The sequence below is a fragment of the Aquimarina rubra genome (genome assembly GCF_042684305.1).
Lineage (GTDB): Bacteria > Bacteroidota > Bacteroidia > Flavobacteriales > Flavobacteriaceae > Aquimarina > Aquimarina rubra.
In genome coordinates this window covers 802,249-824,363 of sequence record NZ_JBHULE010000019.1, presented here as the reverse complement: position 1 = coordinate 824,363, position 22,115 = coordinate 802,249, and the positions used below count along the sequence as shown (strand labels likewise).

Genomic DNA, 22,115 nt, shown 5'->3' with positions numbered 1-22,115 from the left:
TGAGTTAATCTCAATAATTTTAATTAGATATTAAGGCATTGTTAAATGTGTATTATCACTAAATATTCGCTCGAATATTTGAATTTTAGAGCTTATATTCGCGGCGTAAAAACCTAACCAAAAAATATAGCAAAATTGAAACAATCATAATTATGTATAAGTTGAGTTTGTGTTAAATATTATAATTTAGTTTCAATTCAGACCCTCAGGAAGTAGTTAGCCTGAGGGTCGTTTTTTTTATGACTTTTTCTTAATGCTATAGAATCTTAAAAATATTCTTCTTTAGGCTTTGTAATATGTTTATATGCCTCTCATGTTTAGTGTTTAATAACATTCATTTCTTTGATAAGAAAGTTTGTTTAGAAAAGTTACGAAATATGATTTTGGACAGTTTTTAAAAACTTTTCAAAGCATAATTTTGCTCTTTAATCGAAACACTTATCCTATGTACACAGCAATTTCTGCAGAAGATGCAGTTAAGGTGATAAAAAGCAACGATAGAGTTTATATACAGGCTGCCGCTGCAGCACCTCAGGCACTAATAAAAGCAATGACAAATCGACATGATGAGTTAAAAAATGTAGAGGTTTGCCATTTGCATATCGAAGGAGAAGCTCCATATGCGAATCCTGATTTAAGAGAAAGTTTTCATGTCAATTCTTTCTTTCTTGGTAAAAATGTAAGACATACACTGGCAGCCGGAAATGGTTCATATACTCCGGTGTTTTTAAGTGAGGTTCCTTTACTATTTAAAAGGAATATATTGCCAATTGATGTAGCTTTGATCCAAGTCTCTCCACCGGATCATCATGGATATTGCTCTCTAGGGGTTTCTGTAGAGGCAACTTTGGCGGCGATCGAAAATGCAAAGAATGTTATTGCTCAGATAAATCCCAAAATGCCTAGAACTCACGGGGAAGGAATAATTCATATTTCAGAGTTGGATGCATTTATAGAACAAGAAGCAGATATACCGGAATTGTTTATTCCTAAGCCTTCTGAAATTGAAAACAAGATTGGAGGTTTTATTGCTGAGCTTATCGATGATGGCAGTACGTTGCAAATGGGTATTGGAACGATACCAAATGCTGTATTAGGTTTATTGACCAATCACAAAAACTTAGGAATTCATACCGAAATGTTTTCTGATGGCGTGATCGATTTAATTCTAAAAGATGTTATAAACTCTAATAACAAAGGTATTAATGAAGGTCGAGCATTGACTACATTTTTGATGGGAACCAAACGATTATATGATTATGTAGATGATAATCCTTTTATAGAAATGAGAAGTGCGGATTATGTAAATGATGTTTCTAATATCAGGAAAAATTCTAAAATGGTAGCCATTAATTCTGCTGTAGAAGTAGATCTTACCGGTCAGGTATGTGCAGATTCTATAGGTTCTAGAATGTATTCTGGTGTTGGAGGACAAATGGATTTTATTAGAGGAGCTTCTTTAAGCGATGGTGGTAAAGCAATCATAGCTTTGCCTTCTATTACCAAAAAAGGGCTTAGTAAAATTGTCCCTTGTTTAAAACGCGGAGCAGGTGTGGTAACAACCAGAGCTCATGTGCATTATATAGTAACAGAATATGGTGTAGCTAACTTATATGGGAAATCATTAAAACAAAGAGCAAAAGCGCTTATTGATATTGCACATCCCGCTCATAGAGAGCAATTAGAAAGAGCATATTTTGAACAAATAGAAATGAATTCTTTTGTCCCCGCTTCTGTAAGATTCTAAAAACCATTTGTTGTTATTCAAAAGAAGTCTGTATTGGATAATGAATTTATAAGAAAAGGTTGCTCACGGATATTTCTGAAGCCTTCAAAATTGCTGGTTTTTGTGAATATCTCATAGATTTATCTATTGAGATTACTTGTTTATTTAGAAGGTTTTATGATAATTTTGGATGAAAAGATTAGTACATAATGATGACTTTTACGAAAATTTATTATCAAGTTTTCGTTTATATATAAGACGGATCGATTGTAATCAGGATAGATTTTAGACTTTTATATCCAACAACTAAGTGACTTAATGTATTATATAGGTTTTGATATAGGAAGTTCATCAGTGAAAGCAGCATTAATCAATTCTGAGAACGGAAAAAGTGTTGCTATAATCAATGAACCACAAGAAGAGATGAAGATCATCTCAATAAACAGAGACTGGGCAGAGCAGAATCCGGATGTATGGTGGGAGAATGTTTGCATAGCCAGCAAACGATTATTGAAGGAGAATACTGTTGCTCCAGAGTTAGTTCAGGGGATAGGAATATCGTATCAAATGCATGGTCTTGTTTTGGTAAATGCTAATGGAGCGTTGTTGAGAAATTCAATAATATGGTGCGATAGCAGAGCAGTTAATATTGGAAATAAAGCTTTCAAACAGTTAGGAGAAGAAAAGTGTAAGAACAACCTTCTTAATTCTCCTGCGAATTTTACAGCTTCAAAATTAAAGTGGGTACGAGACAATGAACCGGAAATTTATGAGAAGGCTCATAAATTTATGTTACCTGGAGATTATATTGCTTATAAATTTACAGGCAGTATCAATAGCACTAAATCAGGATTATCTGAAGGAATTTTGTGGGATTTCAAAAAACAAGAACCCGCAACATGGTTATTAGATTATTATGATATTGATTCAAGTCTTATTCCTGATATAGTAGATACTTTTTCTAATCAAGGAGAGCTTAGTAATAAAGGAGCCAAAGAAAGTGGATTAAACGCAGGAACACCTGTTTTTTATAGAGCTGGTGACCAGCCTAATAATGCATTGTCCCTAAATGTATTTAATCCCGGCGAAGTAGCAGTAACAGGTGGTACTTCGGGAGTTATTTATGCCGTAACGGATACCTTATCCGGAAAAGAACCTGTGAAGTACAATAATTTTGCGCACGTTAATTATAGTGAACAGAAACCAATAATCGGAAAATTATTGTGTATTAACGGAGCTGGTATTCAGTATAGGTGGTTAAAAGATAATCTTAATCTGGAAACCAGTTCATATCAAAGCATGAATACGCTGGCTTCAAAAGTCCCGGTTGGATCTGATGATTTACAAGTAATACCTTTTGGTAATGGCGCGGAGAGAATGTTTGAAAATAAGACAATTGGAACTCAAATTTGTAATATTAATTTAAATAAACACAACCGATCACATATATGCAGAGCAGCATTAGAAGGAATTGCATTTTCTTTTGTATATGGTATGGAAATTTTAAGAAAAGATGGTGCAAATATAGAAGTAATAAGAGCTGGAAATGACAATTTATTCAGATCCGAAATATTTTCTAACACAGTGGCTACATTAATAGATCAGGAAATTGAAATTTACAATACAACAGGCGCAGTAGGAGCAGCTAGGGCTGCAGGATGGGCTCATGGGACATTTAAGGATATTGGTGGAATGATCATCAATAATGATAAGGTTACGACCTACCATCCTTTGGATAATAGTGATGATTATCAGTTAGCTTATCACAGATGGAAAAAGGAACTAAATAGAATTTTAAAAGATAAATAATGGTTTTACTAGGAGATAAGGAATATTTTAAGGGAATAGGTGAAATTAAATTTGAAGGGAAAGAATCAGACAATCCATTAGCATTTAAGTATTATGATTCAGAGAGAATTGTAGCTGGAAAAACGCTGAGAGAACATTTTAAATTTGCCATAGCTTATTGGCACACCTTCTGTGGTCAGGGTGCTGATCCATTTGGATGGGGAACACAAAACTTTGCTTGGGATGAGTCTTCAGACCCAATCCAGGCAGCAAAAGATAAAGCAGATGCAGCATTCGAGTTTATTAGTAAAATGGGGTTCGATTACTTTTGTTTTCACGATTTTGATTTGGTACAAGAAGCTCCCTCATTATTAGAATCAGAGAAAAGATTGGCGACAATTGTTGATTATGTAAAGAATAAGAAAAAGGAATCGGGGATTAAGCTTTTGTGGGGTACAGCAAATTGTTTTTCAAACCCTCGATATATGAATGGTGCGGCAACGAATCCTGATTTTAATGTGTTAGCCAGAGCAGGTGCGCAGGTTAAATTAGCATTAGACGCTACGATGACTTTAGATGGCGAAAATTACGTGTTTTGGGGAGGAAGAGAAGGTTATATGTCATTACTTAACACCGATATGAAGAGAGAGTTAGATCATTTAGCTCAGTTTTTAACAATGGCTAGAGATTATGCAAGAGCACAAGGGTTTAAAGGAACGTTTTTTATAGAACCAAAACCTATGGAGCCAACCAAGCATCAGTATGATTTTGATACAGCTACTTCTATAGGATTCCTTAGAGAATATGGTTTAGAGAAAGATTTTAAAATTAATATAGAGGTGAATCACGCAACCTTAGCACAGCATACATTTCAGCATGAATTAGAAGTGGCGGCAAGTGCAGGAATGTTAGGAAGCATTGATGCAAATAGAGGTGATTATCAGAATGGATGGGATACAGATCAGTTTCCTAATAATATTTTGGAAATTACCGAAGCAATGTTAGTCTTCCTTAAAGCGGGTGGATTGCAAGGAGGAGGAGTTAATTTTGATGCCAAAATAAGAAGAAACTCTACTGATATAGAAGATGTGTTCTTAGCACATATTGGAGGAGCAGACGTCTTCGCGAGAGCATTGATTACTGCGGATAAAATTATTACTTCATCTTCATATGAAAAATTAAGGACAGATAGATATAGTTCCTTCGATACTGGAAAAGGGAAAGATTTTGAAAATGGAGCTTTAAAATTAAAAGACTTGTACGAAATAGCATCAGATAATGGTGAGCTTTCTTTACAAAGCGGGAAGCAAGAGTTATTTGAGAATATTGTTAACCAGTACATTTGATAGATTTCTAAACGTTTTTCAGATGCTACAGTATTAGCAAATACGAAGTCTCTAAAGATAATAGTTGTTATAAATGGCTCAAAAAATCGTAGATAAAGATGAATATACAGATTGTGTTTCTGTAGTACTCACAAATGATCAGGGAACTAAGTTAACCTTAACTAATTTCGGAGCATCTATTACTAGTTTAGAGATTCTAAACAAAAAAAGAGAATTTGTTAACGTCATTGTTGGTCTCGATGCTGTTGAAGATTACCCAGAAGTTGCATACCATCCAAGTGCTAAGTTTTTAGGTGCTTCAATAGGAAGATACGCAGGCAGAATTAGTAACGGTAGCTTTCATCTAAATAATCAAAAGTATCCTTTGTATCAAAACGCAGGAGTTCATTTGCACGGAGGATTAGAGGGTTTTGATAAAAAGTTCTGGAAAATTGACGCTATTAATCGTGACACAAACACTGTTATTTTTTCATATCATAGTAAGCATATGGAAGAAGGATACCCAGGGAATTTAGAAGTAAAAGCAATCTATCAGTTATCGGATGAAAATAATCTTACAGTTACCTACAAAGCTATTTCAGATCAAGATACTTTTGTGAACCTTACCAGTCACGGCTATTTTAATCTAAATGGTTCGGGTAGCATTTTAGATCATATGTTGTTCTTAGATTGTCCTGAATATTTAGAAGTTGATCTGAAACAATTACCAACAGGAAAGCTAAGATCAGTCAATGGCACTAAGTTTGATTTTTTAAAGCTGAAAAACTTACAATCCTTAACAAATTTTGGCCTAATAGACGACACCTTTATTTACAATGTTAAAAATGTAGCATCAACAGATAACATCAAAGCCAGGCTGGTTGCACCCGCAAGTGGTTTGCAAATGGAAATTAGTACAAATCAACCTGCTGTAGTAATTTATACTCCGGAAAATTTACCCAACTGGAATTTCAAAAATCAAGTAATATATGATCATTTTCCGACTATTTGTTTTGAAAATCAGAATTACCCTGATGCACCTAATCATCTTCATTTTCCTTCCGCTTTACTAAAAGCAGGAGAGGAATATGAGAATAGAAGTGTTTTTCAGTTTTCCGTTATTTAAAAACAGCTAAAATTATAAATTAGTTCCTCCTACTCTATTAATGAAAGCGTTTTGTGCTTTCCCTCTCGATCAGGTTCGTTTTTATTACTTTGGTGGTATATGAGGTTTCAATGTTTTCATTTTCAATTTTATCGATAAGGATCTTTGCAGCGGCTTCTCCAAGATAAATACTATGTTGACTTACCGTAGTAATAGATGGTGTTACGTGGCGAGGAAGAATCCCATTAGTAAAGCCTATGATAGAAATATCTTCAGGCACTTTATACCCTTTGGACAAGGCCATTTTTAGAGTACTCACTGCAGAATCTTCCTCCAGACACAATATAGCATCTACCTTTTTCGAGTCAAGCAAGATTTTTAGCAAGGTATGAATGTCATTAAATTCGTCAACCTTAAGGATCAAGTCTTCATCAATCAAAATGCCTGCTTCTGTAAGCGCTTTTTTATAGCCTTTTAATCTAAGTTTTCCAACACTAAGCTGATATATGTTAGAGACAATAGCAATATTTTTACAACCAGTTTTGATAAAATAATTAACAGCATTATATGCGCCTTCTTCATCATTTACAATAACCTTATCACATTCTATTTCGTCAGTGACTCTGTCAATCATTACGATTGGAATACCTTGATTTATCGCATTCTGAAAATGACTAAAGTTCTTTTTGACTTGAGTTTCTTCTGCAATTGATAATATGAACCCATCTAAATCAGAGTTTTTTAATAACTCCATGGCGGCTACTTCTTTTTCAAGAGATTCATTAGATATACAGGTTATAATATTATATCCTTTTTCGGTAGCAATCTTTTCGATACCTACAAAAACCTTCGTAAAGAAGTGGTTAAGCATATTGGGTATAATAACACCTATAGTTTTTGTGTTTTTATGTCTTTCAGTCGTTAAAGAGTTACTATTAGATTTGTATTGGAGTTCTTTTGCATATTCCTGAATCATAGATTTAGTGCTATTGCTGATTTCATAACTGTCATTAAGTGCCTTTGAAACAGTTGCAATAGAAACATTGAATTTTTTTGCAATATCCTTTAATGTGATTCTCTTTTTTTTCATGCGTTATGTATTCATAAAAAATTATTAAAGATAAATGGTTTTTTAGAGGTGTATTTAGAAGTATCACTATGTTTTAAAAACCTAACTTTTTAAGTTTATAATGAAACAAATACGTCTTTTTTGTAAAGTAATCTTAATAATTTAATTTGTAAGAATCTGAAATTCTAATTGCAACAAAACTAATACACATTGCTTCAAATATTGTATTAGAGGCTCCATTTTAAAAAATTGTCATTTCCAAAAAACGAGTTGAATCTGTTAGCCAAACGTTATACAAATACCTGTTTGATAATTAGTGTGTTATGTGTCAACGAAAAGTTTTCGTAGAATTTAATCCAAAAAGAACCTATTTAACGATGGTTTTATCGCAAACGTTATAGTTTTGAATATTGACTAAATATTTAACACAAATTCATTTATATTCACAATTATGTTATCTCAAAATATCAATATTGATAATTGGATGTGAATTTTTGAATTATTCTAACTTAAACACATTTAATTATGAGAACTTTTTTAAGCATTTTAGTGTGCTGTTTGTTTTTACTTACAAACTGCTCTGATGACCTAAATTCTGACGATTTTGCGGAAACATTAGAAATCGACCAAAAATCAATCGACAGTAATGGTTATATCAGTGATAACCGTACCGATGGATCTAATAAGGGTTACTTTTGGACCATATATAAAGAAGGAGGATGGGGCAAATTAACATTTCCGTATGCAGATCAATACAGTGGAAACTTTGAGATCGAATATAAAGACAATCGAGATATCGTAGGAGGAAAAGGTTGGTCAACAGGTAATGGAAGAAGGATAAATTATAATATTGGTACGCTTCAAGGGTCTTATAATTTTGTAGGAGTATATGGTTGGACTCAAACCCCACTTGTAGAATACTACGTAGTAGAAAAAGGGAGTATTACCGGCCAAAACCAAAATAAGAATTATACAGTTAATGGAAAGAGGTATAAATTTAAAAAACAGTTAAGATCTAATGCACCTTCCATTTTAGGAACCAAAACATTTTATCAATATATCAGTGAACACGGGAACGCTCCAACAAGTTCTAATCAACAAGTTCACATGCAGGCACATATTAACCATTGGAACAAATATGGTGGACATCAATCCGAATGGGGCAACCTAAGAAATTTTGATTATCAGGTTTTTGGTATAGAATCTTACACTGGTAATTGGGGAAAAATCAACGCCAGTATTTGGTAATTGATACACACAAAATTAAAAACTACAAGACCGATACATTGTTTCGGTCTTGTTGAGTTTTATGCCCTTATTAATTAATGAAAAGGGTTAATTCCTTACTTAACTATGAAAAAAGGTTTGTTTTATTTTTTAGTTGGATTCGTAATGACATTCTATTCCTGTAACAAAAAAGAAACAAAAAGAGTTATCAATGATAATCTGATTTTTGTCAAAGGAGGAACCTTTATTAACAAGCAATCTAATTTGTATGGAAAAAATGCCCGTATAAATGATTTTTATATAGCCAAAAGTGAAGTTACACAAAAGCAATGGATGAAGATTATGGGTAGTAATCCATCCAGATTTAAAGGAGAAAGTCTGCCGGTTGAAATGGTAAGCTGGTATGATTGTGTGGACTTTTGTATCAAAAAAAGCATAAAAGAAGGGTTGATCCCTTATTATAAAATTTATAAAGACTCTATTGATGAGTTTAATAAATCTGAGTTTGATAGTATTAAATGGTTAGTCAAGAAAAATCCAAAAGCAAATGGATATCGGTTACCCACTGAAGTGGAATGGGAGTATGTAGCAGGAGGCGGTCAGTTAAGCAAAAATTATTCTTACAGCGGAAGTGATAATATTGATGAAATAGCCTGGTATTGGAGGAATAGCGGCAATACCATCCTAAAGGGACAATGGGATTATAGTATTTTAGAGAAAAATCAATGTAGAACACGTCCCATATGCATTAAAAATCCAAACGAACTTGGTTTATATGATCTGACAGGAAATGTTAGAGAATGGTGTGATGATTGGTATGAAGATGAGCGCACACCGCGTGGATATTTTCGTTCACAAAGAGGTGGTGGGTGGATTGGGCTTGAAATATATGCAAAAAATAATGACAGAGATTATTTTGAAGCTAACGGTGTAGGTCCTGACCAAGGCTTTAGAATCTGTAGAAACAAAAGTTAGTTGGTTGGATGGATGTCTAATAACAAATGAATTATTATAGAACAAGGATCACTTTCCATTTTTAATAATCACAGATATATATCCAAGATTTTTTTATGATCTTAAGATACACTTCGTTATGCGTCATAATTTATAGCATTCGCTTCAAATTTTCCATTTAATTGAAGCACCACACGATAGTTTTGATTTTAATAAAATTTTAAGTAAAAATTAGATGATCTGTTAAACCCTGTTTAAGAAAATTATTAATCACACATCAGCCAGTAAACAAGTAGTCATTTAGAATCAAATTACTAGGAATAATTAATCAACACAAATCATAGAAACAATTAAATAATATTTATGGAATCAGTCTTAGAACAATTGGATTGGGTAGTATTAGGAGTGTATTTTTTAGCACTTATCGGAGTAGCTGTATGGGTGATATTACAAAAAAATAAGGATACGGCAGATTATTTTTTGGCGGGGCGTAATGTAGGTTGGTTTGTTATCGGAGCATCAATATTTGCCTCCAACATAGGCTCAGAACACGTAGTTGGTTTGGCCGGTACCGGAGCAGAATCAGGGATGCCCATGGCTCATTATGAATTACACGCTTGGATTGTGTTATTGTTAGGATGGTTATTCTTACCATTTTATATGAGAAGCAAAGTGTTTACCATGCCGGAGTTTTTGGAAAAGAGATTTGACAGCAAATCGCGTTGGTTCTTATCGGTTTTCTCTTTAGCAGGATATGTAATCACTAAGGTTTCAGTAACCATCTATGCAGGTGGGATCGTAGTTTCTGAATTGTTAGGTATACCTTTTTGGTATGGAGCTATTGGGATTGTAGTTTTTACAGGCGCATATACTATAATAGGAGGCATGAAAGCTGTAATCTATACAGAAACACTACAAACTGTAGTTTTAATCGCCGGCTCTATCATCATTACATATCTAGGTTTGCAAGAAGTGGGTGGTTGGGAAAACCTAAAGGCTACGGCGGGATCTGATCATTTCAATATGTGGAGACCCATGTCTGATCCAGAGTTTCCCTGGACTGGGTTATTGTTTGGTGGAACTATTGTAGGTATCTGGTATTGGTGTACAGATCAGTATATTGTTCAACGCACCTTAGCTGCAAACAATATAAAAATAGGTAGACGTGGAGCTATTTTTGGAGCGTACCTTAAGATACTACCAATTTTTATCTTTTTAATTCCTGGAATTATAGCTTTTGCTCTGGCAAAACAAGGTGTTTTATCTTATGAAAAAGCAGATGAGGTGTTTCCTGTTTTAGTAAAGACGCTATTGCCAACAGGGCTAAAAGGATTAGTTGCTGGTGGACTAATGGCGGCTTTAATGAGTTCCTTGGCATCAGTATTTAATTCTTGTTCAACTATCTTTACAATAGATATTTACAAAAAACTGAAACCAACGACGCCAGAAAAAAAGTTATTAAATATAGGAAGAGTAGCAACAGCATTAGTAGTAGTTTTGGGTATTATATGGATTCCTATTATGAACAAAATAGGTGGAGGTGTCTTGTATCAATATCTGCAAAGCGTACAGTCTTATATAGCGCCACCTATTACAGCAGTATTTATACTAGGAATAATTTGGAAAAGAGTAAATTCTAAAGCTGCGATTGTTACATTGTTTTCAGGACTTTTAGTGGCAGCACTAAGAATTACTTCAGAAATTTTAAAGGATGATTTATCAGGTTTTGCCTATGAGTTTGCAACCATCAATTTTGCACATATGGCAATATTTATGTTCATCTTTTCTGTGATCGTTTGTGTGATTACCAGTTTAGCTACAACCGCACCGGATTATGCAACTATAAAAGGCCTTGCGTTTGGAACATTGTCATTAGAACAAAAACAAGAAACTAAAAATAGTTATACTCTAATTGATATTGTATTGTCAGTATTATTGGTGGTCGTTGTGGTTGTAGTACTGACGTATTTTACAGGATGATGACGTGAAAAAAGTTTGTCTAAACCCTAGACATATTAGACAATGAACTTAGAGTTGCTTTTTAGGAAAAAGATAAAAAAACAGTATATTTTAGGGATGAATTTTTTCAAGTGACACAAAAAATAATTGTAGCAAATTGACTTCAATAAGTTGATAAGAAATAATAAAAGAGTAAAATTCTGATCCAGAAGAAGAAAGGGAAAGATTGATGGATTAGCACAAAAGATGCTACCTTTATTATTTGGTAAAGGAATACAAGCTTATGAATATAAAAAAAATCATTGTACATATACTGTTTTTCTGTTGTTGTGTCAATTACCTATGGGCTCAACAGAAATCAAATGATTTTAATTTTGTAAATATAGAGGATGGTATTTCAAAGATAGCAGTACCGGTAATTGTCCAAGATCATAATGGTTTTATATGGATTGGTACTAGCGGAGCAGGTATACACAGATATGATGGAATAGAATTTAAATCTTACAAACATAAATTACAGGACACCGCTTCTTTAAGTAGTAGTTCGATCTACTGCGCGTTTGTAGATAGAAAGAATAGACTTTGGGTAGGTACAGAAAACGGATTGGATCTATATGATCGGGAATTGGATCAATTTAAACGAATTGATATAATTTCTCAGCTAAAAAATTTCTATCAGTCTGAAATTGCAGTTAATTGTATCATTGAGGATGATAGCGGCGATATTTTTATTGGAACGTACACAAGGGGCTTACTTAAATTGGATGCAGAAACTTTTAAAATAGAACAGGTTGCCAATGTAAACAAGGGTGCTAACCAAGGATTTGTAGATGTTCACGATCTTCAGATAAATTCTGAAGGAAAAATATATGCTGCAACCAATTATGGGTTGAAAATTTATGATCCTGAAACAAATACGTTACGTCTTTCAGTTTTTGAAACAGAAAAAGGTTTGCAATCTGTTCAAACTCCTATTAAATCTTTATTAATTGATACAAATAATAACATTTGGTTGGGTAGCTTTTCTCAAGGAATATACAGAATTGAAAAAAGATCAGATAAAGTATTCAATATTAAGAATCTTCAATTTACAAATAAGCGAATATTTTCATTGATCTCTAATGCAGATGGATCCATCCTTTGTGGTACTGAGAATGATGGTTTGTTTCATATCCAAGCCGATGGAGAGCTCATAAAAAATTATCTTTTTGATAAAAATAATAAGAATAGTATACGATCTAATTCTATATGGTCTTTGTTTCTGGATAGCAATGAAAGGATATGGATGGGTTATTATAACAAAGGCATTGCAGTACACGATAAATTGTACGATAAGTTTAAAAATATTGAAAGCCTGGCTAGCAATCCAAATTCTTTAGAAGCAGGTTCTGTTACAGGTATCGTTCAGGATAAATCCGGTTTACTATGGATCAGTACAGACGGAGGAGGTATAGATGTTTATGATCCAAATAGTCAAAAATTCATTCATATTAATAAATATAGTACTAAGGAATTTTCAAATCTTACTGCATATGATATTCAAACGATATTTATAGATAGTAATGAAAATGTTTGGGCAGGAAGTTGGAGTGGAGGTGTTTTTTTGCTCAAGAATGGGTCTAAGAAATTTATTAACTATACAGTAGAAAATACCAAAGGCAGGTTATCTTCTAACAGTATTTTAAGTTTTGCAGAAGACGCAGATGGCGTCATCTGGATAGGCACTTTTTTTGGAGGAATTGTTTCGTACAATCCCGTTAATAATGAGTTTACTCATTACACATCTAAGGAATTCTCTACATATGGAATTCCAACAAGCGATGTTCGAAAGGTGCTAATGGATTCTGATAATAATTTATGGATAGGCACGGCAACTGGATTGTATAAAGTGAGTAAAAATAAAACTGATCAATTTTCTGTTGTTTCATTAAGAGAGAAAATGAACAGTAAATATCAGAACAAATCCGATACAAATCATATACTTTCAATGTATGAAGGTACCGATGGATCTATCTGGATTGGTACAAAAGGAGCCGGTTTATGTCGGTATAACCCAAAAACAGATAATTTTATATGGTATAATGAACTATATGAATTAAAAGATGAAAATGTTTCTGCTATTATAGAGGATGAACAAAATAACATTTGGATTAGTGGTAATAATGGGATTCATAAACTGGATCTTATAAAAGAAACCATTAAGAACTATAATATCAATGATGGTTTACTATCCAATGATTTTAATTTTAATGCCGTATTTAGAGATAAAAAGGGGACTATATATTTCGGTAATTATGAAGGGATAGACTATTTTAATCTTAAAAATATAAAGACTAATAATAGTACTACGAACTTATTTCTTACAGATTTTAAAATATTTAACAAAAAAGTATATCCCAATCAGGAAGGATCTCCATTAAGTAGGGTTATTTCTGAGACAGATAGTATATCTCTAAGTAATGAACAATCGGTTTTCACAATAGAATATACAGGTGTCAATTATACCCGTCCAGAGAAAAATCAATATGCATATTATTTAGAGGGATTAGAAGATTCCTGGAACTATGTTGAGAATACAAGAAGTGCTACCTATACCAATTTAGATCCCGGAAATTATATTTTTAAGTTAAAAGTAGCTAATAATGATGGCAAATGGAATGAAAACCCATTACATCTACACATAAAAATTTTACCTCCCTGGTGGAAGACAACTTGGGCAATGACATCCTACATATTATTGTTTTTATTAGGGATATATCTTCTAAATAAAATTACACAGAAAAGAATCAAAGAAAAGCAGCAGATACGATACGAAAGAGAAAAAAGAATCAAAGAAGAAGAGCTTCATAATAAGAAGCTACAATTTTTTACTAATATATCCCACGAGTTTCGAACCCCACTAACGCTGATACTGAATCCCCTAGAAGACATACTTAAAAACAAAGAATTAAATCTACCGAAAGAGGTAAACGAAAAGCATCTGGTAATTCACAAAAATACAGACAGACTATACAGATTAATCAATGAGTTGATGGATTATAGAAAGCTTGAACTTAATAAGCTAAGTATTAAGGCAAGAGAGCTTGATATCATAAATTTTGTGCGGGATGTAGTAAGTCATTTTGTAGTAGAAGCATCTCATAAAAAAATAGACCTTACTGTACATCACGATTTACCAGAATTAAAAGTATGGGTTGACATCGGTATGCTGGAGAAAATTATTTTTAATTTATTATCCAATGCGTTTAAAGTTACCAAAGAGGGAGGGAAAATAACCATTTCGATAAAAAAAATAGGACAAACGCTTGCCGAAAAAACAGGTAATAGTAAGTTATCAGAATCATTTGAAATTAGTGTGTCTGATACTGGTCCCGGTCTCAAAAAAGAACAGTTGGATAAGATATTTGAGCGATTCTATCAAGTAGACAACCTAAATAAATGGTACTACGGAGGTACTGGTATTGGCTTAGAGGTTGTGAGAAGTTTTGTAGAACTACATAAAGGGAAAGTAGAAGTTGATAGTATTGTTAATCGGGGAACTACATTTTCGGTAATCCTACCTTTAGGCAAAGAACATTTTACCGAAGACGAGATTTTGTTAAGCGATGAAGAATCAGACGTTCTTTCGAAAACCAGGTTTATAGGCAGTGTGCACAATCAAAACCTAGAAAATCAAATAGAAGAGGAACATAAAACCAATAGGTTATTAATTGTTGAAGATAATACCGAGTTAAGAAACTATTTAAAACAGGAATTGAGTAACAATTACAGGGTTTTTGATGCCAAAAATGGTGGAGAAGGTCTTGAAATTGCCAAAAGAGAAGTACCGGATATAATTATTACTGACGTAATTATGCCAGAAATGGACGGTTTTGAATTTTGTTCGAAAATTAAAAAAGATATCAAAACAAGTCATATCCCTATTTTAATGCTTACTGCAAAAACGATGGAAGATGATCGATTAAAAGGTATTGAGTCTGGAGCAGATGTGTATCTCAATAAGCCTTTTGACATGAGAGTATTAAAATCCTATTTAACCCAGATGCTAACCATAAGGCAAATAGTTTTCAATAAGTATTTCAGTGATGTTAGTGATGCCCAAATCAATGAGAATAACACATCACTGGATAAAGAATTTATTCAAAAAGTATTGAATCATATCTACGAAAATTTAAGTGACCCTGATCTAAGTGTGGAATCTCTATCCTCAGAACTACATCTTAGCAGAAGTCAATTTTATAGAAAAGTAAAGACACTTACCGGACAAACGGCTAATCAGTTTTTAAGAAACATAAGACTGCAAAAGGCAAAACAAGTGTTAGAAAGTGGCTCTACCAATATTAGTGAAGTCTGTTATAAGGTTGGGTTTTCTTCTCCCTCCTATTTTACAAAGTGTTTCAAAACACATTTCGGAATATTACCCACAGAGGTGACGATAAATGAATCTTAATTTATCGATAAATGTAATTGGAGTATCAATTACAATACAAAGTATTTTCAGATAAAAGCCTTTTCATCCTGAACTTGTCGAAGGGTCGATAATCTCCATATGCGGGCAGGCTAATTTTTCTTCTGTCACCTCGAGCGCAGTCGAGAGGTCACCATGAAAAATCACTCACCTGACAGTTTTTATGAATTTAGAAGTTTAAGATATTTTCAATTTTCTACGCCATTCATTATAGAAGTATTAACAGAAAGGATTATAAGATATATTCTTCATAATTATATCACATATCGGTCAAGTTCAGCTATAACGATTGTTGCTTCTACTGCTTAAAATGTTGTAAATCCCCGGTATTGAAGGTAGATGCAACAAATGTTTTATCATATGCTCTATCTGTTGCATTGTTTTTTTAATCCTGTACATAAATTGTTAAAAAATTGTGAATTAGCCAACAGGACATGAATAAGAAGTACTCTAAAGTTAAAGTTTTGGGAGAGATATTTTTGATAATAATAGTACTCGGATTGTTTGTTTTTATACTTGACCTAATATCATAAAAAGAACCAGCTTAACTTAAAATAATGATAAGAAAAGAATCTAAAAAAATACTAAAAAAACTTTTCAGGGTTAACCACTTCATTGTCGTTTCAGTTATTCTTCAATTGAATACAGGGTGTGCGACAAAAAGCGAGACAGAATACAAATTTAAGAATCCGGAACTACCTATTAAGGAAAGAGTAGATGATCTTATAAGTCATATGACTCTTTCCGAAAAGGTATCTCAGATGCGATATGATGCACCCGCAATTGAGCGTCTCGGAGTACCTGCATATAATTGGTGGAATGAATGTCTACACGGTGTTGCCAGAGCAGGAGAAGCAACTGTATTTCCACAAGCAATTGGGATGGGTTCAACGTGGAATGCTCCTTTACTATTTGATGTAGGGACAGTAATTTCTGACGAAGCAAGAGCAAAGCATCATGGTTTTATCAAAGAAAATAAAAGAGGAATATATCAAGGGCTTACTTTTTGGACTCCTAATATTAATATTTTCAGAGACCCAAGATGGGGTAGAGGTCAGGAAACGTATGGAGAAGACCCATATTTGACCAGTAGAATGGGAGTTAACTTTATTAAAGGATTACAAGGTGATGATCCAAAATATCTTAAAGTGGTAGCGACGGCTAAACATTTTGCAGTACATAGTGGACCAGAAAAGTCAAGACACGAAGATAATTATCACACATCAGATAGAGATTTAAAAGAAACATATTTACCTGCTTTTGAAGCGGCTATTAAAGAGGCTAATGTACAATCAGTGATGTGTGCATATAATAGATATAGAGATGAAGCTTGTTGTGGAAGTAATTTATTATTAAATGATATACTTCGAAAAGAGTGGGGGTTTGATGGTTATGTGGTTTCAGATTGTTGGGCAATCAACGATTTCTGGGAACCAAATAAGCATGAATTAGTCGAAACCCCTGCTGAGGCTTCAGCTTTGGCAGTAAGTAGAGGTACCGATTTAAATTGTGGAGACGTATATGATCCAAATCTAAGCGATGCGGTTCTTAAAGGATTAGTAGATGAAGATAAGGTCGATCAGGCATTATCCAGATTGATGGAAGCTAGATTTAAACTGGGGATGTTTGATCCTGAGGAAATGGTGTCTTGGTCTAAAATATCGTATGATGTGGTATGTAGCGATAAACATTATAAGTTATCTGAGAAAACAGCCAGAGAATCGATGGTTTTGTTAAAGAATGAAGATAAACTACTTCCGTTAAAAAAAGATATTAAATCGATTGCCGTAATAGGGCCTAATGCAAATGCAAAACAGGTGTTGTTAGGAAATTACCACGGAACTCCCCTTAATAACATTACGCCTCTAAAAGCGATCCAAGAAAAATTACCGAATACAAAAGTACATTATGCTAAAGGAAGTCATATTGCAAATGGATGGCCCTTATTGCAACCAATACCTGCTTCTGCATTGCGAAATGGTGATAATATTGGGTTAAAAGGAGAATACTTCGATAATAAAGAATGGAAAGGTGAACCAAAAGTGACCCGAATTGATAGTGTTGTTGATTTTATTTGGGTCTCTGAAAAGCCATTTGAAAATGCATCTTCAGATAGTTTTTCTGTTAGATGGACAGGAAAAATTGTTCCGGAAGAAAGTGGAGAATATCGCATAGGATTAAGAGCAAGTAGTGCTGGTAAACTTTTTGTAAATGATTCTCTTAGAGTAGATTTTAAAGATGATCACGAACCAAAAATGAGGTATCTGGACATGAAATTAGAAGTCGGAAAGTCATATGATGTTAAAATAAAATATTATAACTATCACACAGACCCTCAAGCACAGTTAGTATGGTCTAAATTGGATGAAGATCTTTTATCTCCAGCGATAGAGGCAGCTAAGAATTCTGAGGTAGTAGTCCTTTGTTTAGGGTTATCGCCGGATATAGAAGGAGAAGAAATGCCAGTTGTTTTAGACGGTTTTGATAAAGGAGATAGATCAGAAATTTCTTTACCACAATCTCAGATTACCTTATTAAAAGAAATACATGCTACAGGTAAACCAATAGTATTAGTATTGATGAACGGAAGTGCCCTTGCAATTAACTGGGCAGACGATAATATTCCTGCTATTCTTGAAGCTTGGTATCCGGGAGAGTTTGGCGGAAGCGCAATTGCTGATGTTCTTTTCGGAGATTATAACCCGGCAGGCAGATTGCCTGTTACCTTTTACAAATCTGTAGAAGATCTTCCTGATTTCAAATCCTACGATATGACAAATCGTACGTATAAATATTTTAAAGGAGAGCCTCTGTATCCATTTGGACACGGATTATCATATACCACCTTTTCGTATTCAAAATTAGAAATACCAGAAGAGATAAAAACTGATGAAAATATTCCTGTAACAGTAGAAATTACCAATACTGGAGATATTAAAGGAGATGAGGTTGTTCAGCTTTACCTATCTCACGATAAAAAACTGGATACCGATGGACCTAAACACTCTTTAATTGGATTTGAAAGAATCAACTTAGAAGCCGGTGAGACAAAAAAAGTGAGTTTTTCAGTGACTCCAAAACAATATGCTCGCATCACTGCTGATGGAAAACAAGAAATTAAATCAGGATCCGTCCAATTTCATATTGGAGGAAAACAACCAAATAGTAAAAACCATGAAACAACACAACTTATGACAAAAACAATTATGATTAATGATAAATAACAAACAAAAAACAGCACATAGCTAGCTAATTTTTAAAAAGCTAAGGTATTTAGGGAATCTTAATTAGCAGAACAAAAATTGTAATACGAATATAATTAACAACTAAAAAAACAATATCATATGATAAAGCTTAAACTCGCAATTATTGGATTGTTTATAATTGGGACACAGCATGTTTTTTCGCAAGAAAACACTATTAGCGGAACAGTCACAGATGAAAGCGGTTTGCCGCTACCTGGTGTAACGGTAGCGGTAAAAGGAACCACAAAGGGTGCCTTAACCGATTTTGACGGTAAGTACGAATTAGAAGGATTATCAAACGGTGAGATTTTGGTATTTTCTTATGTCGGAATGCAATCCGTACAAAAAACTGTTGCTGGATCGGACCAGATTAATGTCGTACTGATGCAGGAGACAACAGATTTAGAACAGGTAGTAGTCATTGGATATGGACAAAGCAGAAAAAAGGATCTCACCTCGGCCGTGTCGGTGATTAGTGGTGAGTCCCTAGAAAAGCAACCTGTTGCTAATATCGATCAGGGAATTCAAGGGTTAGTATCCGGTGTAACTGTAACGAGAAGTACCGGTAGACCAGGAGGTGCGGTATCCGTAAGGATTCGTGGAACAACATCGGTAACAGGATCCAATGAGCCTTTATATATAATTGACGGAGTAAACGTTCAGAATTCTGAAAATAACTCCTTTAATTTCTCACGTTTTGGAGGTACTGGTGGACAGACTGCTACAAGTCCGCTTTCTGCTTTAAATCCGAATGATATAGAATCTATAACCGTACTAAAAGACGCTTCTGCGGCAGCGATCTATGGCGCACAATCTTCTAACGGTGTAATATTGATCACTACTAAAAAAGGTAAAGCAGGTAAAGCTAAAATAACCTATGAAACGTATGGAGGAATACAAACTGCTCCTAAGTTATTAGATATGATGAATCTTAGAGAATTTGCAGCGTATTCTAATGAAGTTAGACAAAGTCCATCAACCAACTTACCTCCTGCTCCACAGTTTGAAGATCCAAGTATTCTAGGTGAGGGAACTAATTGGCAGAGAGCTATTTTCAGAGCAGCACCGATCCAGAATCATCAGTTATCAATTTCAGGTGGAAAAGAGAACACTAAATTTTATGCCTCGGCGAATTATTTTGAACAGGAAGGGATCATTATCAACTCTGGCATGAGAAGATATGGTTTCCGATTAAATCTTGATCATAAGTACAATAATTGGATTAGTTTTGGTCACAATATCAATATGAGTAGTTCCTTAGAGGAAATAGGATTAAACGATTCTCGAAACGGAACCATTACTTCAGCGCTAAGACAAACACCAGATGTACCCGTTCGAAACCCGGATGGAACATTTGGTTCTCCAGAAAATGGCTTAGGTAATACTGGTGCACTCAACCCGGTAGCTGCATCCGAAATAAGAAATAGTACTTTAGAAAGATTTAAGGTAAATGGAAATATTTATTTAGACTTGAAATTGGCTAATAACCTGAAGTTTAGATCGGATTTAGGATATGATTATAATACTGGAAAGACAGAAAGTTTTTTCCCAACTTTTGATTTTGGATCCATTTCAAATAATTTAAATTCAGCGTTCAAAAGCGCCAATGAAGGATTGTATTATCTTTTTAAAAATTACCTGACCTATACTCCTCAGATAGGAGACCACGGATTAGACATCTTATTAGGAACTGAAGCACAAAAGGTTCAATTTCAGGGGCTATCAGGACAACGATCCAATTTTCCTAGTAATGATATTCCTGGTCTGAACACAGGTGATGCAGAAACTTCATTATCAGAATCTTTTGAAGGATCAAATTCGATACTTTCTTACTTCGGTAGAATAAATTATGATTATAAAAGTAAATATTTACTTTCTGCTTCCTTAAGATATGATGGTTCTTCGAAATTTGGAAGGACTAGTACTCGATGGGGATTATTTCCGTCCGTATCCGGTGCTTGGGTAGTAAGTGATGAGCCTTTTATGGAAGGAATTTCTAGTGCCTGGAGTTATTTCAAAATTCGAGCAGGATACGGTACCAGTGGAAATCAAGGTATAGGTGATAATTTATTTTTAAGTTTCCTGAGAAACCAAAATACTGCGCTGGGAAGTGGATTTAGTTTGGCCAATTTCGATAGTCCTGATATAGTGTGGGAATCACTGATTTCTCCCAATATAGGGGTTGAACTTGGTTTTGCGGATAATAATATTAGACTAGATGTGGATGTATATAGAAAAACATCCAAGGATTTTCTGGCCACCAGACCGGTTCCCGGATTTTTGGGTAGTTTGAACACATTATCTTTCATAGGTATTAATGCCCCGGTGGAAAACTTTGGTGAAATGATCAATGATGGTATTGATGTTACTTTAAATACCAAAAATGTGAGTAATGATAAATTCAGTTGGGATACTAATATTGTATTTTCTATGTACCGAAATGAAATTACTGAACTATCCGGAGAAAACGATGCGATTATCGGAACTTTAAGAGATGAAGAAATCATAGCGGATTTAACAAGATCTGAAGTTGGACAACCAATTGGTATGTTCTACGGTTTTGTAACAGATGGTTTGTTTAGAACACAAGAAGAATTAGATAACGGAGTCATCCCTGCAGAAAGTACTCGGGACGAAGCTACAGGGACCTGGATAGGAGATGTGCGTTTTGTGGATCTTAATGGAGATGGAACTATAGACGATAACGATAGAACTTTTATCGGTAATCCACACCCGGATTTCACATATAGTATCACAAATAATTTCCGATACGGAATGTTTGATTTGTCGATATTCCTTCAGGGGTCTTACGGTAATGATATTTACAATTATACCAGAACCTATATCGAAGGTGTAAATCGTTTCAATTCAAACCAAGCAGCTTCTGTAATTGATCGATTCACCGCAACTAATACAGATGGAAGTTTACCAAGATATTCGGACGGAGATAAAAACGGAAACAACCGAGTGTCGGACAGATTTATTGAGGATGGTTCTTATCTAAGAATCCAAAACATTACGTTTGGATGTACGCTACCCAAAGATGTATTTGGAAAATTCAAATTTTTTGACCAAATCAGAGTATATACCACTATCCAAAATTTATACACTTTTACAAACTATTCTGGTTACGATCCAGAAGTTGGTTCACTAAACCAAAGCGCTCTTTTTAAAGGAATTGACTTTGGTAGATATCCGGTTCCAAGAACTATGACCCTTGGACTAAATGTACAATTTTAAAAAAATGAA

General features: G+C 34.1%; 11 protein-coding genes. 10 read left to right on the top strand and 1 reads right to left on the bottom strand.

Annotated elements, in window-relative coordinates:
- The first annotated feature begins 445 nt into the window (after nucleotides 1–445).
- The 4 genes from ACFSR1_RS12240 to ACFSR1_RS12225 all read left to right on the top strand — a co-directional run bounded on the left by ACFSR1_RS12240 (nucleotide 446) and on the right by ACFSR1_RS12225 (nucleotide 5,965).
- Nucleotides 446–1,747: an acetyl-CoA hydrolase/transferase family protein gene (locus tag ACFSR1_RS12240; protein ID WP_378292858.1), complete on the top strand. Its 1,302-nt coding sequence runs from the start codon at nucleotides 446–448 to the stop codon at nucleotides 1,745–1,747.
- A 297-nt stretch (nucleotides 1,748–2,044) separates the two neighbouring features.
- Nucleotides 2,045–3,535 (top strand): xylulokinase, encoded by a 1,491-nt coding sequence (locus ACFSR1_RS12235; RefSeq protein ID WP_378292856.1) that lies wholly within the window; start codon nucleotides 2,045–2,047, stop codon nucleotides 3,533–3,535.
- Complete coding sequence (gene xylA / locus ACFSR1_RS12230) at nucleotides 3,535–4,860, top strand: xylose isomerase (RefSeq protein ID WP_378292854.1); 1,326 nt, start codon at nucleotides 3,535–3,537, stop codon at nucleotides 4,858–4,860. Before ACFSR1_RS12235 ends, xylA begins: the two co-directional genes overlap by 1 nt.
- 73 nt (nucleotides 4,861–4,933) lie before the next feature.
- On the top strand, nucleotides 4,934–5,965 hold the full coding sequence (locus ACFSR1_RS12225; protein WP_378292852.1) for an aldose epimerase family protein: 1,032 nt from the start codon (nucleotides 4,934–4,936) through the stop codon (nucleotides 5,963–5,965).
- Nucleotides 5,966–6,002: 37 nt separating this feature from the next.
- Here ACFSR1_RS12225 and ACFSR1_RS12220 read toward each other — a convergent pair whose 3' ends face one another.
- The gene (locus ACFSR1_RS12220; protein ID WP_378292850.1) at nucleotides 6,003–7,034 is read right to left on the bottom strand and encodes a LacI family DNA-binding transcriptional regulator; all 1,032 of its coding nucleotides are present in this window, start codon (nucleotides 7,032–7,034) and stop codon (nucleotides 6,003–6,005) included.
- 504 nt (nucleotides 7,035–7,538) lie between these two features.
- Between ACFSR1_RS12220 and ACFSR1_RS12215 the strand changes: the two genes are divergently transcribed.
- From ACFSR1_RS12215 to ACFSR1_RS12190, 6 genes are all read left to right on the top strand, one after another.
- On the top strand, nucleotides 7,539–8,261 hold the full coding sequence (locus tag ACFSR1_RS12215) for a glycoside hydrolase family 11 protein (protein WP_378292848.1): 723 nt from the start codon (nucleotides 7,539–7,541) through the stop codon (nucleotides 8,259–8,261).
- A gap of 105 nt (nucleotides 8,262–8,366) precedes the next feature.
- Nucleotides 8,367–9,215 carry a formylglycine-generating enzyme family protein gene (locus ACFSR1_RS12210; protein WP_378292846.1) on the top strand — a complete coding sequence of 283 codons (849 nt, stop codon included), beginning with the start codon at nucleotides 8,367–8,369 and terminating at the stop codon, nucleotides 9,213–9,215.
- 342 nt (nucleotides 9,216–9,557) lie between these two features.
- A complete protein-coding gene (locus ACFSR1_RS12205; protein ID WP_378292844.1) occupies nucleotides 9,558–11,174 on the top strand; it encodes a sodium:solute symporter in 1,617 nt (538 codons plus the stop codon).
- A gap of 262 nt (nucleotides 11,175–11,436) precedes the next feature.
- Nucleotides 11,437–15,603 (top strand): hybrid sensor histidine kinase/response regulator transcription factor, encoded by a 4,167-nt coding sequence (locus ACFSR1_RS12200; protein WP_378292842.1) that lies wholly within the window; start codon nucleotides 11,437–11,439, stop codon nucleotides 15,601–15,603.
- A 575-nt stretch (nucleotides 15,604–16,178) separates the two neighbouring features.
- Nucleotides 16,179–18,845: a glycoside hydrolase family 3 protein gene (locus ACFSR1_RS12195; protein WP_378292840.1), complete on the top strand. Its 2,667-nt coding sequence runs from the start codon at nucleotides 16,179–16,181 to the stop codon at nucleotides 18,843–18,845.
- 120 nt (nucleotides 18,846–18,965) lie between these two features.
- Nucleotides 18,966–22,106: a SusC/RagA family TonB-linked outer membrane protein gene (locus tag ACFSR1_RS12190; RefSeq protein ID WP_378292838.1), complete on the top strand. Its 3,141-nt coding sequence runs from the start codon at nucleotides 18,966–18,968 to the stop codon at nucleotides 22,104–22,106.
- Nucleotides 22,107–22,115: the final 9 nt, after the last annotated feature.

Excerpts from the sequence above, each read along its gene's own strand:
- ACFSR1_RS12240 (WP_378292858.1), top strand. The coding sequence starts at position 446 with ATGTACACAGCAATTTCTGCAGAAGATGCAGTTAAGGTGATAAAAAGC.
- ACFSR1_RS12235 (WP_378292856.1), top strand. The coding sequence starts at position 2,045 with ATGTATTATATAGGTTTTGATATAGGAAGTTCATCAGTGAAAGCAGCA.
- xylA (WP_378292854.1), top strand. The coding sequence starts at position 3,535 with ATGGTTTTACTAGGAGATAAGGAATATTTTAAGGGAATAGGTGAAATT.
- ACFSR1_RS12225 (WP_378292852.1), top strand. The coding sequence starts at position 4,934 with ATGGCTCAAAAAATCGTAGATAAAGATGAATATACAGATTGTGTTTCT.
- ACFSR1_RS12220 (WP_378292850.1), bottom strand. The coding sequence starts at position 7,034 with ATGAAAAAAAAGAGAATCACATTAAAGGATATTGCAAAAAAATTCAAT.
- ACFSR1_RS12215 (WP_378292848.1), top strand. The coding sequence starts at position 7,539 with ATGAGAACTTTTTTAAGCATTTTAGTGTGCTGTTTGTTTTTACTTACA.
- ACFSR1_RS12210 (WP_378292846.1), top strand. The coding sequence starts at position 8,367 with ATGAAAAAAGGTTTGTTTTATTTTTTAGTTGGATTCGTAATGACATTC.
- ACFSR1_RS12205 (WP_378292844.1), top strand. The coding sequence starts at position 9,558 with ATGGAATCAGTCTTAGAACAATTGGATTGGGTAGTATTAGGAGTGTAT.
- ACFSR1_RS12200 (WP_378292842.1), top strand. The coding sequence starts at position 11,437 with ATGAATATAAAAAAAATCATTGTACATATACTGTTTTTCTGTTGTTGT.
- ACFSR1_RS12195 (WP_378292840.1), top strand. The coding sequence starts at position 16,179 with ATGATAAGAAAAGAATCTAAAAAAATACTAAAAAAACTTTTCAGGGTT.
- ACFSR1_RS12190 (WP_378292838.1), top strand. The coding sequence starts at position 18,966 with ATGATAAAGCTTAAACTCGCAATTATTGGATTGTTTATAATTGGGACA.